Genomic DNA, 12,943 nt, shown 5'->3' with positions numbered 1-12,943 from the left:
TTTCCGGGGGCGGGCCGGTCTTGTTGGGTGTACGCGCATTCGAGCGTTTCGGAGGTACTGATGACTGCCAGAGGATTCACCGCCGCCCTGTGGTTCGACGGGCAGGCCGAGGAAGCGGCCGAGTTCTACGTCTCCGTCTTCGAGGACGCGGAGATCGGCCGGATCGCCCGCTACACGGACGCGGGTCCGGGTGAGCCGGGGTCCGTGGTCACGGTGGAGTTCACCGCCAACGGCCAGAAGTTCGTCGGCATCAACGGCGGCCCCCAGTTCACCTTCGACGAGGCGATCTCCTTCGTGATCCACTGCGACGACCAGTCCGAGGTCGACCACTACTGGGCCGCCCTCACGGCCGGCGGCGGCCAGGAGTCCCAATGCGGCTGGCTCAAGGACCGCTTCGGCCTCTCCTGGCAGGTCATCCCCACCGAACTCATCACCTTGATCAGTGACCCCGACCCGGCGAAGGCGGCGCGGGCGACGGAGGCGATGCTCTCCATGAAGAAGCTCGACCTGACGGAGCTGCGCCGCGCACACGACGGGGGCTGACTCCCCGTCACCCCCTTCGGGGCCGGTGGTGGGTGGTGCGGTCCATTCCCGGGCGCGGGCGCGCTGTGGCTTGTCGCGCAGTTCCCCGCGCCCCTGGCCGGGCGTCCTCCGCCCGGGAGGAGAACCGTGCCCCGAAGGGGCGCGGGGAACTGCGCGACTCACAAAACTTCCGCGCCCCCGGCCCGGCGCGTGGCAGGGCTTCCGGGTGGGCCGCCGGAGGCCGAGTCAGGTGGGGGGTCGGGGCGGGGCCGTGGGCATGGGGGGAATGGTCGGGCGGGCGGGGGGTGGGAAAGTCAAGGCCTCCGCCAGGAGCGCGTCGACGCGGGTGAGCGCGGCCTCGCGGGTGAGATGGGTGGTGGTGTAGGCGGGGCCGGCGGAGGAGAGGGTGGCGGTGCGGGGCGGGTCGGCGGCCAGGGAGTGGATGGCGGCGAGGAGGGCGCCGGCGTCCTCCGGGGGGACGAGCAGGGCCGCCCCCGAGCGGTGGAGTTCCTGGGCGGTCGCGCCGAGCGGCGGGACCGCCGCGACGATCGGGCGCCCGGCGGCGAGATACGCGGGGAGTTCCGGCGGGACCGCCGTCCCGCCGAGCGCCGCCCGCTGGGTCAGCAGCAGCGCGTCCGCCGCCGCCAGCACATCCGGGTACTCCGCGTCCTGCGGCGTCGGCGGAAAGTCCAGGTTGGGCAGCCCGCCGGCCAGCGCCCGCAGCTCCTCGCGCCGCTCGCCCGCCCCCATCAGCACCACCCGCAGCCCGGGATCGAGCCGGGCCATCCGTATCAGCACGTCGAGGTCCTGCTCCGCGCCCATCGCGCCGGAGTACAGCGCCACGGTCTGCCCCGGCCGCCACCCCAGCCGGGCCCGCATCTCCTCGCGCGGCCGGGACGCCCCGGGCAGATGCGACCAGTTGGGTATCAGCCGGATACGGTCGGCCGGCACACCCATCGCGGCGACCTCCGCCACGATCGACTCGTGCACCACGCCGACCAGCGCGGCCCGCCGCAGGGCGTATCTCTCGACCGCCCCGGCCAGCGCCGACCAGGCCCGGCCCCGCCCGCCGCCCGCGCCCAGCAGATTGCGCACCACGGGCACATAGGGAACCCCGTACCGCTGCGCCAGCCGCGCGCCGATGACGCCGGCGGCCGGCGTCGGCAGCTGGGCGAAGACCGCGTCCGGCCGCTCGATGCCGGGCGACGCGCCCAGCCCGCCCCGCAGCAGCGACAGCTCGAACCGCACCCGGCCCAGCGGGGTCTGACGGGCCGGCACCGTATGAGCGCGCCGGTGCACCCGTACGCCGCCGCGCTCCTCCTCGGCGCGCCGGACGCCCGCGTAGGCGGGGTCGAGCCGCCAGGCCGGATAGTGCGGCATTCCGGTGAGGACATGCACCTCGGCCCCGCCGGCCGCCCAGTGCTCGGCGATCTGCGTCGCGTACATGCTGGTGCCCGCCTGCTCGGGCGCGTAATTCGTGGAGACCAGCAGCAGTCTGCGGCGCGTGCCGGAACCGGCCACGGCGTGTTCCTTCCCCCGAAGTCGACAAGAGCCCCACCCTATGGCCCGTACGGCCGAAGGGGTGCCGTCCCCACCGGCCACAGCCGCCCCTTCGGCCGTACGGGCCATCCGCGCGACGCGGGCCCGACCAACCGGGCGAATCGGTCATTACGCCCTACAGTGATGCGCGATGTCCATCTCGCGCCGCAATCTCCTCCAAGTGACCGCCTCGGGCGCCCTGCTGGCCGGCTGCGCGCCGGCCGCCGGGCCGTCCGCCGGGGGCCGCGCGCCCGCCGCCGGTCCCGCGCCGACCACGGCCGCCGCCCCGAAGCCCGTCCACCCTCCCCACAGCTCGGCTCCCCCGCTGCCGCCCGGACTGCCCGACCAGATCGAGCACGGCCCCCGGGACCGCCCGCAGGTCGCCCTCACCTTCCACGGGCAGGGCGACCCGGCGATGGCCACCGCGCTGCTGACGGCGGCCGAACGGGCCGGCGCCCGCGTCACCGTGCTCGCCGTGGGCAGCTGGCTGGACAGCCATCCGCAGCTGGCCCGCAGGGTCCTGGACGGCGGCCACGAGCTGGGCAACCACACCCAGACCCACCGGAACATCGGCGCCATGGACGCGGCGGCGGCCACCGCCGAGATCGAGGACTGCGCCCGGCGGCTGCGCAAGCTGACCGGTTCGGCCGGCCGCTGGTTCCGGCCCTCGCAGGCCCGGCTGACCACCCCGATGGTGGTCCGGCTGGCCCAGCGGGCCGGCTATCCGCACCTGCTGTCCTACGACGTGGACTCGCTCGACTACACCGATCCGGGCCCCGCGCGGGTCCGGGCCGAGACCGCCCGGCTGACCGGGAACGGTTCGGTGGTCTCCCTGCACTTCGGACACGCCGGCACCGTGGCGGCGCTGCCCGGAATCCTCGACGACCTGCACCGCCGGGGCCTCCGCGCGGTCACGACCTCGGAGCTGCTTGCCTGATGCGCCGCACCCGCCGTCCCCGCCGCCTCAGCCGCCTCGGCCGCCTTGACCACCTCGGCCACCCCGACCGCACCCGCAGGACCGGGAAGTCCCCCGCGCTGTCCGCCGCCCTGACCGCCGCCGTCCTCGCCGCCCTGGCCACCGGCTGCGGCGGCGGGGGCAAGCAGGCCTCTCCCCCGGTCCACAGCAAGGCCGCCGTCGCCCCCCAGGCGGTCCGCCCGGCGGTGCCCGCAGGACTGCCCGGCATGCCGCCGCTGCTGGACCCGAAGGACGTCTACGCCGCCGACCGGCCGAATCAGCTGTCGCCGGTGGTGAAGAACTTCCCGTCACTGGTCTACGTCCCCAACACCGAGTCCAACACGGTCTCGGTCATCGACCCCAAGACGTACAAGGTGGTCAAGACCATCCCGGTCGGCGCCCAGCCGCAGCACGTGGTGCCGTCCTGGGACCTGAGGACGCTGTGGGTCAACAACGACGTCGGCAACTCGCTGACCCCGATCGACGCGGCCACCGGCCGGATCGGCAAGCCGGTCGACGTGCACGACCCGTACAACCTGTACTTCACGCCGGACGGCAAGTACGCGGTGGTGATGGCCTCGCTGGACCGGCAGCTGGTCTTCCGTGACGCGCACACCATGGCGGTGAAGAAGACCGTGCCGGTGAGCTGCTTCGGCGTGAACCACGCCGACTTCTCGCCGGACGGCCGCTACTTCATCGTGTCCTGCGAGTTCAGCAGCGAGCTGCTGAAGGTGGACACCGCGCGGATGAAGGTGATCGGCCAGCAGAAGCTGCCGATGGACGACGCGATGCCGCAGGACGTGAAGATCGCGCCGGACGGCAAGACCTGGTACATCGCGGACATGGTGGCCAACGGCGTGTGGATGATGAACGGCGACACCTTCTCCAAGCCGACGCTGCTGCCCACCGGGGCCGGCGCGCACGGCCTGTACGTCTCCCGCGACTCGAAGTCGATGTACATCTCCAACCGCGGCGAGGGCTCCATCTCGATCCTGGACTTCGCCACCCGCAAGCTCACCGCCAAGTGGCACATCGACGGCGGCGGCAGCCCCGACATGGGCGGGGTGTCCGCCGACGGCAAGGTGCTGTGGCTGTCCGGGCGCTACAACAGCGAGGTCTACGCGCTGGACACCACCACCGGCAAGACGCTGGCCAAGATCCCGGTCGGCGCGGGCCCGCACGGCCTGGCCGTCTACCCGCAGCCGGGCCGCTACTCCCTCGGCCACACGGGCATCTTCCGCTGAGCCGCCCGCGTTTCCGCCGCCGGTGAGCCCGGACGCCGACCTCAGCCGGCCCGCACCGCGCGGGCCAGCCGGGTGGCGGCGGCGGCCCGGGGCGCGCTGCCGTCACGCCAGGTGCGGGACGGGTGGACGGAGTTGGCGAGCAGCACCAGGAAAGTGTCGGTGGCCGGGTCCAGCACCAGGCTGGTGCCGGTGAAGCCGGTGTGCCCGATCGCGCCGCGCCCGGCCAACTCGCCCATGAACCACGGCTGGTCGACCTCGAAGCCGAGCGGCCGGCGAGCACCGCCGGGCTCGGCGACGCCGCCCAGCAGCAGCGCCGCCGAGTCGGTGCGCAGGATCCCGGCGCCGCCGTCCAGCAGGGCCCGGGCGAACAGCGCCAGGTCCCAGGCGGTGGAGAACAGGCCGGCGTGCCCGGCCACCCCGCCCATCGCGTACGCGTTCTCGTCGTGCACGACGCCGTGCACCATGCCCCGGTCCAGCCGGCCCCAGGGCCTGCGCTGGTCCTCGGTCGCGGCGATCCGCGGCAGCCAGGAGGCAGGCGGATTGAAGCGGGTGTCGGCCATGCCGAGCGGTCCGGTGACGCCGTCGGCGATCAGCCGGTCCAGCGGGGTGCCCGCCACCTGCTCCACCACGGTCTGGAGCAGCAGCAGATTCAGGTCGGAGTAGCGGCGCTGGGTGCCGGGCGCGGTCAGCGGCTCCTCGGCGGCCAGCCGGGCGGCCCGCGCGGCGGCGTCCGGGAGGTCGTAGAGCGGGAGTTCCGGGCGCAGCCCCGAGGTGTGGGTGAGCAGGTGACGGGCGGTGAGGCCGGAGCGGGCGGCGGCGGTCAGCGCGGGTACGTACCGCGCGACGGGGGTGTCCAGCCGCAGGGCGCCGTACTCGATCTGCTGTACCGCGACGACCGCCGTGAACAGCTTGGTCAGCGAGGCCAGGTCGACCACGGTGTCCGGCCGCATCTTCACCCACGTGGCACGGGGCAGCTCCACACCCCGCTCGGTGCGCTCCTCGTAGCCCGCGTAGCGGACCGCCCAGCCGATCGCCTCGTGCAGCGCCACGACGCGCCCCCGCCCGGCCAGCACCACCGCTCCCGCGCACCAGGGATGCTCGGGCGCGGGGCGCAGGTACGCGGTCAGCTCGGGGACGATCCGGTTCAGCTCGTCGTTGTCGAGGCCCGCCTCGTCAGGGCAGGTACCTCTCGACAGCGGCGCTGCCATGCTCCTCCATCGCTCGGCGGGCCTTCTCGATCCGTTCCGGGGTGGGCTCCCGCCCGGAGGCCATCACCAGGTCCACCGGGTCGACGGCGTGCTCACCGCCCGTGTGCAGCGTACTGTCGGCGGCCTTGAAGGCCCAGGTGCTCTCGTCCGGAACCTCGGACATAGCTTCCACGTCGGCCATCGCTTCCTCCTGACGAGGGTGGCGGCGCCTGTCCCGCTCGGGGTGCGCCTACGCTCTTTCCACGGTACGCCGCCCGCGCACACACAGCCCCACGAAGGCCGCGCACGCGATGAGTGTGCAGCTCAGCTGGGTGATCGCCATCGGCACCGCGGTTCCGTCACCGGCCACGCCGGCCAGCGGCGACAGCACCGCGCCGATCAGGAAGGACGAGGTGCCGATCAGCGCCGAGGCGGAGCCGGCCGCCCGGCGGGTGCGCAGCAGCGCCTGGGTGTTGGTGGTGGGCAGCACCAGGCCCAGCGACGCCATCAGCACGAAGAGGCCGGTGGCGATGGCCGGGAGCCCGGCCTGTCCGAAGACCCCGGTGGTGAGCAGCACCAGCGCCACCGACGCGGCGGTGACCAGCGCCAGCCCGACCGCCAGCACCTTGTCCATGTCCACCCGGCCGACCAGCACCTTGCCGTTGAGCTGGCCGACGGCCACGATGCCGACCGAATTGAGGCCGAAGAGCAGGCTGAAGGTCTGCGGGGAGGCGCCGTAGATGTCCTGCACGACGAAGGGCGAGGCGGACACATAGGTGAACAGCGCCGCGAAGGAGAAGCTGCCGGCCACCACATAGCCGGTGAAGACCCGGTCGGCGAGCAGCCGGCGCATCGAGCCGAAGGTGCCGAGCAGCTCGCCGGCGTGGCGGTGCTCGGGCGGCAGCGTCTCGTGCATCCGGCGCCAGACCACCAGGGTGAGCAGGGCTCCGACGGCGGTGCAGACGTAGAAGATGCCGCGCCAGTCGGTGAGCCGGAGGATCTGGCCGCCGATCGTGGGGGCGATGATGGGCGCGACCCCGGAGATCAGCATCAGGGTGGAGTAGAAGCGGGCCATCTCGACGCCGTCGAAGAGGTCGCGCACCACCGCGCGGGAGATCACGATGCCGGCCGAACCGGCCAGTCCCTGGAGCAGCCGGAAGCCGATCAGCAGCCCGGCGGAGGGGGCGAAGGCGCAGACCGCGGTGGCCAGCACGTAGATGACCATGCCGATCAGCAGCGGGCGGCGGCGCCCGAAGCGGTCGCTGAGCGGGCCGACCAGGAGCTGGCCGAGGGCCATGCCGGCCAGGCAGGCGGTCAAGGTGAGCTGGACGGTGGCCGCCGGGGCGTGCAGGGAGTCGGTGACCTGCGGCAGCGCGGGCAGATACATGTCCATGGACAGCGGCGGCAGGGCGGTGAGGCCACCCAGCACCAGGGTGACCAGCAGGCCGGTGCGGCGCTGGGCCTCGGCGGGGAGCGAGGAGATCGAGGTCGGAAGGGCGGGATTCGCGGTGGTTTGCGCGGGGATTGACGGCCCGGCGTCCGGCACGGCGGCACTCTCCATCGGAAGTAGGTGCATCGATCCATATTCTTTCAGTCGGCGAAGACCACCGAGACCGAAAAAAGGACGACCCGATGAGCGAGAACGCGACGATCGACGACGAGGTGCGGGGGAGCGGGGAGATACGGAAGATCCGCTGGGGAATCCTGGCGACCGGTGGGATCGCCGCGACCTTCACCGAGGCGCTGCTGTCCATGCCGGACGCCGAGGTGGTGGCGGTCGGCTCCCGCAGTGAGGCGGGTGCCAAGGCCTTCGCCGAGCGCTATGACATCCCGCGTGCGTACGGCAGTTGGGCCGGGCTGGCGGCGGACGACGCGGTGGACGTGGTCTATGTGGCCACGCCGCACTCGGCGCACCGCGCGGCGGCCGGGCTGTGCCTGGAGGCGGGGCGGGCGGTGCTGTGCGAGAAGGCGTTCACCATCAACACGCGGGAGGCGCGGGAGTTGGTGGATCTGGCCACGACCCGCGGCCTGTTCCTGATGGAGGCCATGTGGACCTACTGCCATCCGCTGGTGCGCCATATGGCCGCGATGATCGCCGACGGCGCGATCGGTGAGGTCCTCGACATCTCGGCGCACTTCGGCTTCGTCGGGGACTTCGGGCCCGAGCACCGGATGCGCGACCCGAAGCAGGGCGGCGGCGCGGTGCTCGACCTGGGGGTCTACCCGGTGTCCTTCGCCCAGCTGCTGCTCGGCGAACCGGACGAGGTGCAGGCGGTGGCCCGCCACACCCCGGAGGGCGTGGACGACAACACCGGCATCCTGCTGGGCTGGAACAGCGGCGCCTCCGCCACCCTCAGCTGCACCTTCACCGCGGAGACCGGTTCGCCCGCCACCATCAGCGGCAGCGAGGGCCGGATCGAGATCGCCGAGGAGTTCTTCCGCCCGTCGAGCTTCACGCTGCACCGCCGCGGCGAGGACACCCCGCAGGTGGTCCGGCTGGCCGACATCCACCCGGACCCGGACAGCGGCACCATGCGGCACGAGGCCGCCGAGGTGATGCGCTGCCTGCGGGCCGGCGAGAAGCAGTCGCCGCTGGTGCCGCTGGCCGGATCGCTGGCGGTGATGACGACGCTGGACCGGATCCGGGAGCGGATCCAGGTGCGCTACGCCGGCGTGGACCGGTGATGACGCGTGCGGTGGCTGCCCAGGACAAGTGAGCGGCCACCGCACGCCGAAGGGGTGGGGCCGCCGGCGCGGCCCCTCAGCGGGTCAGGGCGTGGGTTTGGTGGGCCGGGTGGCGGTGAGCGCGATCTGCTTCTTCAGCATCCGCCCGCCGTCGCCGGTCAGCCGCAGGTAGTAGTCGGCGGAGCAGGGCGTGCCGTCCTCGTCCAGCGCCCACAGCCCGGACCCGGACGGCACCATCGAGGCGTTCTCGGCGGTCTTGGCGATCTGGTTGCCCTCGCCGTACTCGTCGAACATCGAGATGTAGATGCCCTGCGCGCCGACCCGGACCATGTTGTAGAACTGCCGCCACATGAAGTCGCCGTGCTTGCGCTGCCGGGCCGACACATCGCCGGGGAGCACGCACGGCTGGTAGTCGATGCCGTGGGAGTTGCAGTCCGCCTGGTCGGGCACGTTGATGTTCTGGTAGACGGAGTCCGAGCCCGCCGCGTCGCCGATCGCGCCGACCATCCACGGCGAGATCATGTTCATCGCGTGGTAGACGTCGGCGAAGCCGCCGCGCGAGCCGCCGGTCCCGGTCCGCCATTCGCGCGGCACTCCGCCGATCACGTAACAGCCCTGCGACTTGAACCAGTTGAGGACGTCGAGGCAGGCGGCGGCGCTGAACGGATGGTTGTTGTCGTTGAAGCCGAAGCCCCAGATGCACACCACCGGCTTGCCGTTCTGCTTCGCGTACGCCGACGACGAGGTGTACGCCTTCATCTTGTTGGTCCAGTCGGTCTTGATCTCCGACTGCATGTTCGTCCAGCCGGAGACGTCGTACATGATGTAGAACTTCCGGCCGTGCGACTCGGCGGCGCTGCGCACCTTGGGCACCATCGCGTCCCGGGTCGGGCCCTCGCCGCCGTTGGGGTTGAAGCGCTGGAGGGCGGCGGTGTCGCAGCCGTAGCTCTGCATCCAGGCGAAGTGGGTGTCCACGGTCTGCTGGTCGTACGAGGAGAACAGCGTCGCGGCCTGGCCGCCGTTGAGGTTCGGGTACGCGGTCGGGTACTTCTTGGTGTACTCGCGGGTGTCGGGCCAGGCCTTGATCGCGTTGTTGGAGATCGAGGGCGTCTGTCCCCAGTTCTGGCTCCAGTGCCACCAGCCGTTGATCGGCGCGCCGTCGCCGGCGCAGGCGAACCAGCCCTGGTAGCCGACGGTGATCTTCCCCACCACATCGCCGGCCGCGCTGGCGGCCGGCCGTAGCGCGGCGGGCGCGGGCGCGGCTCCGGCGGTCCGGGCGCCCAGCCCGATGGCACCGAGGCCGGCGGCGGCGGTCGCGCCCGCGGCCGTACCGATGAACGAACGACGTGAGACTCCCATGGGAATCGCTCCAATACGGGGGATCAGCTGTGGGGGGACCCGGAGAGCGGGGGCAGGCGCGGCGAACCCCACCCGCCCCACTGGACACTTCCGCCCGCGTGACTCCAGGTGCTGGTGATTCAACTGCCGAACCCCTGGCCCGTCAATAGTCCTAGCTCTCAAAGCCGTTATCCACCGAATACTCCAACTTGTCCTAGCTATGGGCCCGTTGGCCGAGCGGAAATTCGATGAGTCATCGGATGACCTCCCCGATCGCCTGACGCGCGCCCGTGCGACTCCCGCCGCAGACGCGGGACAAGCCCGGTGAGCCTTCCCTCATGCCCGTGTCACATCCGGACTGACGGCGTGTAACAACGCGCTGTCAGAGTCCCTGCGCCAGTAGCGAAAGGGGACATGACACATGAGTCAGTTCAACCGCCGTGACTTCCTGCGCGCGGTCGGTGCCACCGGAGGCGCCGGCGCTATGTTCGCCACCATGGGGGCGCTGGGCCTGGCGCCCACCGCCGCCGCGGCCGCCGGCCGCGAGGCGCCCTTCCGGGCCCCGCGCCCGGGGGACTTCCACCTCACCCACAAGGCGGCCGCCAAGGTCGTGATCCTCGGCGGCGGCATCGCCGGGCTCACCACCGCCTACGAACTGGGCAAGGCCGGCTACGACTGTACGGTCCTGGAGGCGCAGAACCGCACCGGCGGCCGCAACTTCACCGTCCGCGGCGGCACCAGCACCACCGATCTCTACGGCCACCAGCAGACCGCCCGCTTCTCCGACGGCCAGTACATGAACGCCGGCCCGGCCCGGATCGCCCAATGGATGCTCACCCTCGACTACTGCCGTGAACTCGGCGTGCCGATCGAGGTGTTCACCAACGAGAACGCCGACGCCTACCTCTACAACGAGAAGTCCGGCATGACCGCGCCGGTGCGCTACCGCACCGCCAAGGCCGATGTCTACGGCTATGTCTCCGAACTGCTCGCCAAGGCCAGCAACCAGGGCGCCCTCGACCAGGATCTCACCGCCGACGACAAGGAGCGGCTGATCACCTTCCTGAAGGGGTACGGCGACCTGGGCAGCACCCTGGACTACACCGGCAGCGAGCGGCGCGGCTACTCGGTGGTGCCCGGCGCGGCCGGCACCCCCGGTGTGGAGTACGGCGGCCCGCCCACCGCCTCCGAGGTCTTCGCCACCGGCGTGGGCCGCTACTTCTCCTTCGAGTTCGGCTACGACCAGGCGATGCTGATGTTCCAGCCGGTCGGCGGCATGGACCGGATACCGCACGCCTTGACCGGGGCCATCGGCTCGCGGGTGATCCGCACCGGCTGCGTGGTCACCGGGGTCACCGACAAGGCGCACGGCGTCACCGTCACCTACACCCAGGACGGCCGCGCCCGCGCCATCGACGCGGACTACTGCGTGGCCGCCATGCCGCCCAATCTCATGGCCAAGGTCCCGCACAACCTGGGCAGCGACGTCCAGTCGGCGCTGCTGGCCATCACCCCGTCCTCCTCGGGCAAGATCGGCCTGGAGTACCGCTCGCGCTGGTGGGAACTGGACCACGGCATCTACGGCGGCATCACCGAGACCGATCTCGACGTCACCCACATCTGGCACCCGTCCTACGGCTTCCACGGCAAGCGCGGCGTGATCATCGGCTACTACAACACCGGCTCCAACGCGGACTCGTACGCTCCGCTGTCCCCCAAGGACCGCGAGACCCGGGCGGTCGCGGCCGGCGTCAAGATCTACGGCGACAAGTACCGCTCCGAGCTGGCCACGTCCTTCTCCCAGCACTGGCGCCAGTTCCCCTACCAGGAGGCCGCCTGGCACAGCACGCCCGGCGGCCCGGACGCCCCCCGCTACAACTCCCTCAACGACCCCACCGGCCATGTCTACTTCGCCGGCGACTGGCTCACCTACATGGACGCCTGGCAGCACGGCGCCTTCGCCTCGGCCCGCAAGACGGTGACGGCGCTGCACACGCGCGTGCTCGCCTGAGGCGGCTGAGCGTGTGACGTGAGAGGGGGTGGTGGACGGGCCCGCCGGGCGGTCCACCACCCGCTCCCGGTGCCACCGGAAGCGCGGCGGAACGCGAGGACGGCAGACGAGTCGAGCTCTACGCCGGATTCTGTCGCCGGTCGACCTCGCGGTCGGCCGGGAGACGGCCATCCATCTAGGACCGGCGTTGCCGCCGGCCTCATGCGGTCTACCCGCGGACTCGGGCGGGCAGCCCTCGAATGTCCGCGCAGAGCCGCCGCCGGCGGCTCCTTTTGACCTTGCTCCGGGTGGGGTTTACCGAGCCGTCCAGGTCACCCTGGACGCTGGTGGTCTCTTACACCACCGTTTCACCCTTACCGGGGACCGAGGTCCCCGGCGGTCTGTTTTCTGTGGCACTGTCCCGCGGGTCACCCCGGGTGGGTGTTACCCACCACCCTGCCCTGTGGAGTCCGGACGTTCCTCGGCAGGGCTTCTCAGTCCTGACGCGGCCGCCCGCTCGGCTCGTCTGCCGTAATGACCATGGTAGTGGACCAGGGGGGCGCCCGGGACCGGCGGCGTGACGGCGGCGGCGCGGCGGCGGGACGTAGGCTGCTGTGGGCTCGCCGCCGGTCCCCGTACGAGGGCGGCGGCGTGCGTCAGCCGTAGGTCCCGCCCGTCCCGCCCGTCCGAGGAGAATGCCGTGCTCGTCCTGCTGCCGCCGTCCGAGGGCAAGGCCACTCCGCTGCGGGGTCGCCCGGTCGCGCTGGACGCGCTGTCGCTGCCCGGGCTGACCGGGGCGCGGACCGCGGTGCTGGACGAGCTGACCGAGCTGTGCGCGGCCGACGCCGGCAAGGCCGCCGAAGTGCTGGGGCTCAGCCCGGGCCTGCGCGCCGAGGTCGCCAGGAACGCCGCGCTGCGCACCGCTCCCACCCTGCCGGCCGGCGAGCTGTACACCGGCGTCCTCTACGACGCGCTCGGCCTGTCCACCCTCGACCCGGCCGCCCGCCGCCGCGCCCGGCAGTCCCTGCTGGTCTTCTCCGGTCTGTGGGGCGCGGTACGTCTCGCCGACCGCATCCCCGCCTACCGCTGCTCGATGGCGGTGCGGCTGCCGGGCGCGGGCGGGCTGGCCGCGTACTGGAAGCCCTTCATGGAGCAGGTCCTGCCCGAGGCGGCGGCCGGCGGCCTCGTCCTCGACCTGCGCTCTTCCGCGTACGCCGCCGCCTGGAAGCCGCGCGGCGAGGTCGCCGGGCGGACGGCCACGGTCCGTGTGCTCCAGGTGACGGTGGTGGGCGGTGTGGAGCGGCGGGCGGTGGTGAGCCACTTCAACAAGGCGACGAAGGGCCGCCTGGTCCGGGCCCTGCTGACCTCGGGCGCCCGCCCCAGGACCCCGGCGGCGCTGGCGGAGGCGCTGCGGGACCTGGGCTTCACCGTGGAGGAGGGCCCGGGGGGCCGGCTGGACGTGCTGGTGCGGGAGATCCACTAG

At 72.3% G+C, this 12,943-nt stretch carries 11 protein-coding genes and 1 other RNA gene; 6 read left to right on the top strand and 6 right to left on the bottom strand.

Features of this window, described 5'->3' with window-relative positions; translation table 11 throughout:
• Window positions 1-60: 60 nt before the first annotated feature.
• Window positions 61-543 (top strand): VOC family protein, encoded by a 483-nt coding sequence (locus ACFO3J_RS27635; RefSeq protein WP_386434785.1) that lies wholly within the window; start codon window positions 61-63, stop codon window positions 541-543.
• Between the two features lie 225 nt (window positions 544-768).
• Here the strand turns inward: ACFO3J_RS27635 and ACFO3J_RS27630 are convergent, their stop codons facing one another.
• Window positions 769-1,968, bottom strand: coding sequence for a glycosyltransferase family 4 protein (locus ACFO3J_RS27630; RefSeq protein ID WP_386435010.1), 1,200 nt, complete (start codon window positions 1,966-1,968; stop codon window positions 769-771).
• A gap of 244 nt (window positions 1,969-2,212) precedes the next feature.
• On the opposite strand from ACFO3J_RS27630, the gene ACFO3J_RS27625 reads away from it, so the two are divergent.
• Window positions 2,213-2,998: a polysaccharide deacetylase family protein gene (locus ACFO3J_RS27625; RefSeq protein WP_386434782.1), complete on the top strand. Its 786-nt coding sequence runs from the start codon at window positions 2,213-2,215 to the stop codon at window positions 2,996-2,998.
• Window positions 2,998-4,260, top strand: a complete 1,263-nt coding sequence (locus ACFO3J_RS27620; RefSeq protein ID WP_386434779.1) for a YVTN family beta-propeller repeat protein — start codon at window positions 2,998-3,000, stop codon at window positions 4,258-4,260. Before ACFO3J_RS27625 ends, ACFO3J_RS27620 begins: the two co-directional genes overlap by 1 nt.
• Before the next feature lie 41 nt (window positions 4,261-4,301).
• Here ACFO3J_RS27620 and ACFO3J_RS27615 read toward each other — a convergent pair whose 3' ends face one another.
• The 3 genes from ACFO3J_RS27615 to ACFO3J_RS27605 are packed head-to-tail and all read right to left on the bottom strand — an operon-like array spanning window position 4,302 to window position 7,023.
• Window positions 4,302-5,468: a serine hydrolase domain-containing protein gene (locus ACFO3J_RS27615; RefSeq protein WP_386434776.1), complete on the bottom strand. Its 1,167-nt coding sequence runs from the start codon at window positions 5,466-5,468 to the stop codon at window positions 4,302-4,304.
• Complete coding sequence (locus ACFO3J_RS27610) at window positions 5,434-5,649, bottom strand: hypothetical protein (RefSeq protein WP_386434773.1); 216 nt, start codon at window positions 5,647-5,649, stop codon at window positions 5,434-5,436. The genes ACFO3J_RS27615 and ACFO3J_RS27610 overlap by 35 nt, the downstream gene beginning before the upstream one ends.
• A gap of 48 nt (window positions 5,650-5,697) precedes the next feature.
• Window positions 5,698-7,023: a multidrug effflux MFS transporter gene (locus ACFO3J_RS27605; RefSeq protein ID WP_386434770.1), complete on the bottom strand. Its 1,326-nt coding sequence runs from the start codon at window positions 7,021-7,023 to the stop codon at window positions 5,698-5,700.
• A gap of 56 nt (window positions 7,024-7,079) precedes the next feature.
• Here ACFO3J_RS27605 and ACFO3J_RS27600 point away from each other — a divergent pair, with 56 nt between their 5' ends.
• Window positions 7,080-8,132, top strand: a complete 1,053-nt coding sequence (locus ACFO3J_RS27600) for a Gfo/Idh/MocA family protein (protein ID WP_386434767.1) — start codon at window positions 7,080-7,082, stop codon at window positions 8,130-8,132.
• Window positions 8,133-8,216: 84 nt separating this feature from the next.
• On the opposite strand, the gene ACFO3J_RS27595 is transcribed toward ACFO3J_RS27600, so the two are convergent.
• Complete coding sequence (locus tag ACFO3J_RS27595; RefSeq protein ID WP_386434764.1) at window positions 8,217-9,491, bottom strand: glycoside hydrolase family 71/99-like protein; 1,275 nt, start codon at window positions 9,489-9,491, stop codon at window positions 8,217-8,219.
• 463 nt (window positions 9,492-9,954) lie between these two features.
• On the opposite strand from ACFO3J_RS27595, the gene ACFO3J_RS27590 reads away from it, so the two are divergent.
• Window positions 9,955-11,481: a flavin monoamine oxidase family protein gene (locus ACFO3J_RS27590; protein ID WP_386435007.1), complete on the top strand. Its 1,527-nt coding sequence runs from the start codon at window positions 9,955-9,957 to the stop codon at window positions 11,479-11,481.
• Window positions 11,482-11,584: 103 nt separating this feature from the next.
• Here ACFO3J_RS27590 and rnpB read toward each other — a convergent pair.
• Window positions 11,585-11,985: RNase P RNA component class A (rnpB, locus tag ACFO3J_RS27585), an RNA gene on the bottom strand.
• 175 nt (window positions 11,986-12,160) lie between these two features.
• On the opposite strand from rnpB, the gene yaaA reads away from it, so the two are divergent.
• A complete protein-coding gene (gene yaaA / locus ACFO3J_RS27580; RefSeq protein ID WP_386434762.1) occupies window positions 12,161-12,943 on the top strand; it encodes a peroxide stress protein YaaA in 783 nt (260 codons plus the stop codon).

Origin of the sequence: Streptomyces polygonati, from assembly GCF_042650325.1 — a bacterium.
GTDB classification, from domain to species: Bacteria; Actinomycetota; Actinomycetes; order Streptomycetales; family Streptomycetaceae; genus Actinacidiphila; species Actinacidiphila polygonati.
Note: the sequence above shows the minus strand (reverse complement) of the source record. Positions and strands in the feature narration are given on the sequence as shown.

What these genes read in the sequence shown, in the direction of transcription:
- ACFO3J_RS27635 (WP_386434785.1), top strand. Translation starts at nt 61, where the DNA reads ATGACTGCCAGAGGATTCACCGCCGCCCTGTGGTTCGACGGGCAGGCC.
- ACFO3J_RS27630 (WP_386435010.1), bottom strand. Translation starts at nt 1,968, where the DNA reads ATGTACGCGACGCAGATCGCCGAGCACTGGGCGGCCGGCGGGGCCGAG.
- ACFO3J_RS27625 (WP_386434782.1), top strand. Translation starts at nt 2,213, where the DNA reads ATGTCCATCTCGCGCCGCAATCTCCTCCAAGTGACCGCCTCGGGCGCC.
- ACFO3J_RS27620 (WP_386434779.1), top strand. Translation starts at nt 2,998, where the DNA reads ATGCGCCGCACCCGCCGTCCCCGCCGCCTCAGCCGCCTCGGCCGCCTT.
- ACFO3J_RS27615 (WP_386434776.1), bottom strand. Translation starts at nt 5,468, where the DNA reads ATGGCAGCGCCGCTGTCGAGAGGTACCTGCCCTGACGAGGCGGGCCTC.
- ACFO3J_RS27610 (WP_386434773.1), bottom strand. Translation starts at nt 5,649, where the DNA reads ATGGCCGACGTGGAAGCTATGTCCGAGGTTCCGGACGAGAGCACCTGG.
- ACFO3J_RS27605 (WP_386434770.1), bottom strand. Translation starts at nt 7,023, where the DNA reads ATGCACCTACTTCCGATGGAGAGTGCCGCCGTGCCGGACGCCGGGCCG.
- ACFO3J_RS27600 (WP_386434767.1), top strand. Translation starts at nt 7,080, where the DNA reads ATGAGCGAGAACGCGACGATCGACGACGAGGTGCGGGGGAGCGGGGAG.
- ACFO3J_RS27595 (WP_386434764.1), bottom strand. Translation starts at nt 9,491, where the DNA reads ATGGGAGTCTCACGTCGTTCGTTCATCGGTACGGCCGCGGGCGCGACC.
- ACFO3J_RS27590 (WP_386435007.1), top strand. Translation starts at nt 9,955, where the DNA reads ATGTTCGCCACCATGGGGGCGCTGGGCCTGGCGCCCACCGCCGCCGCG.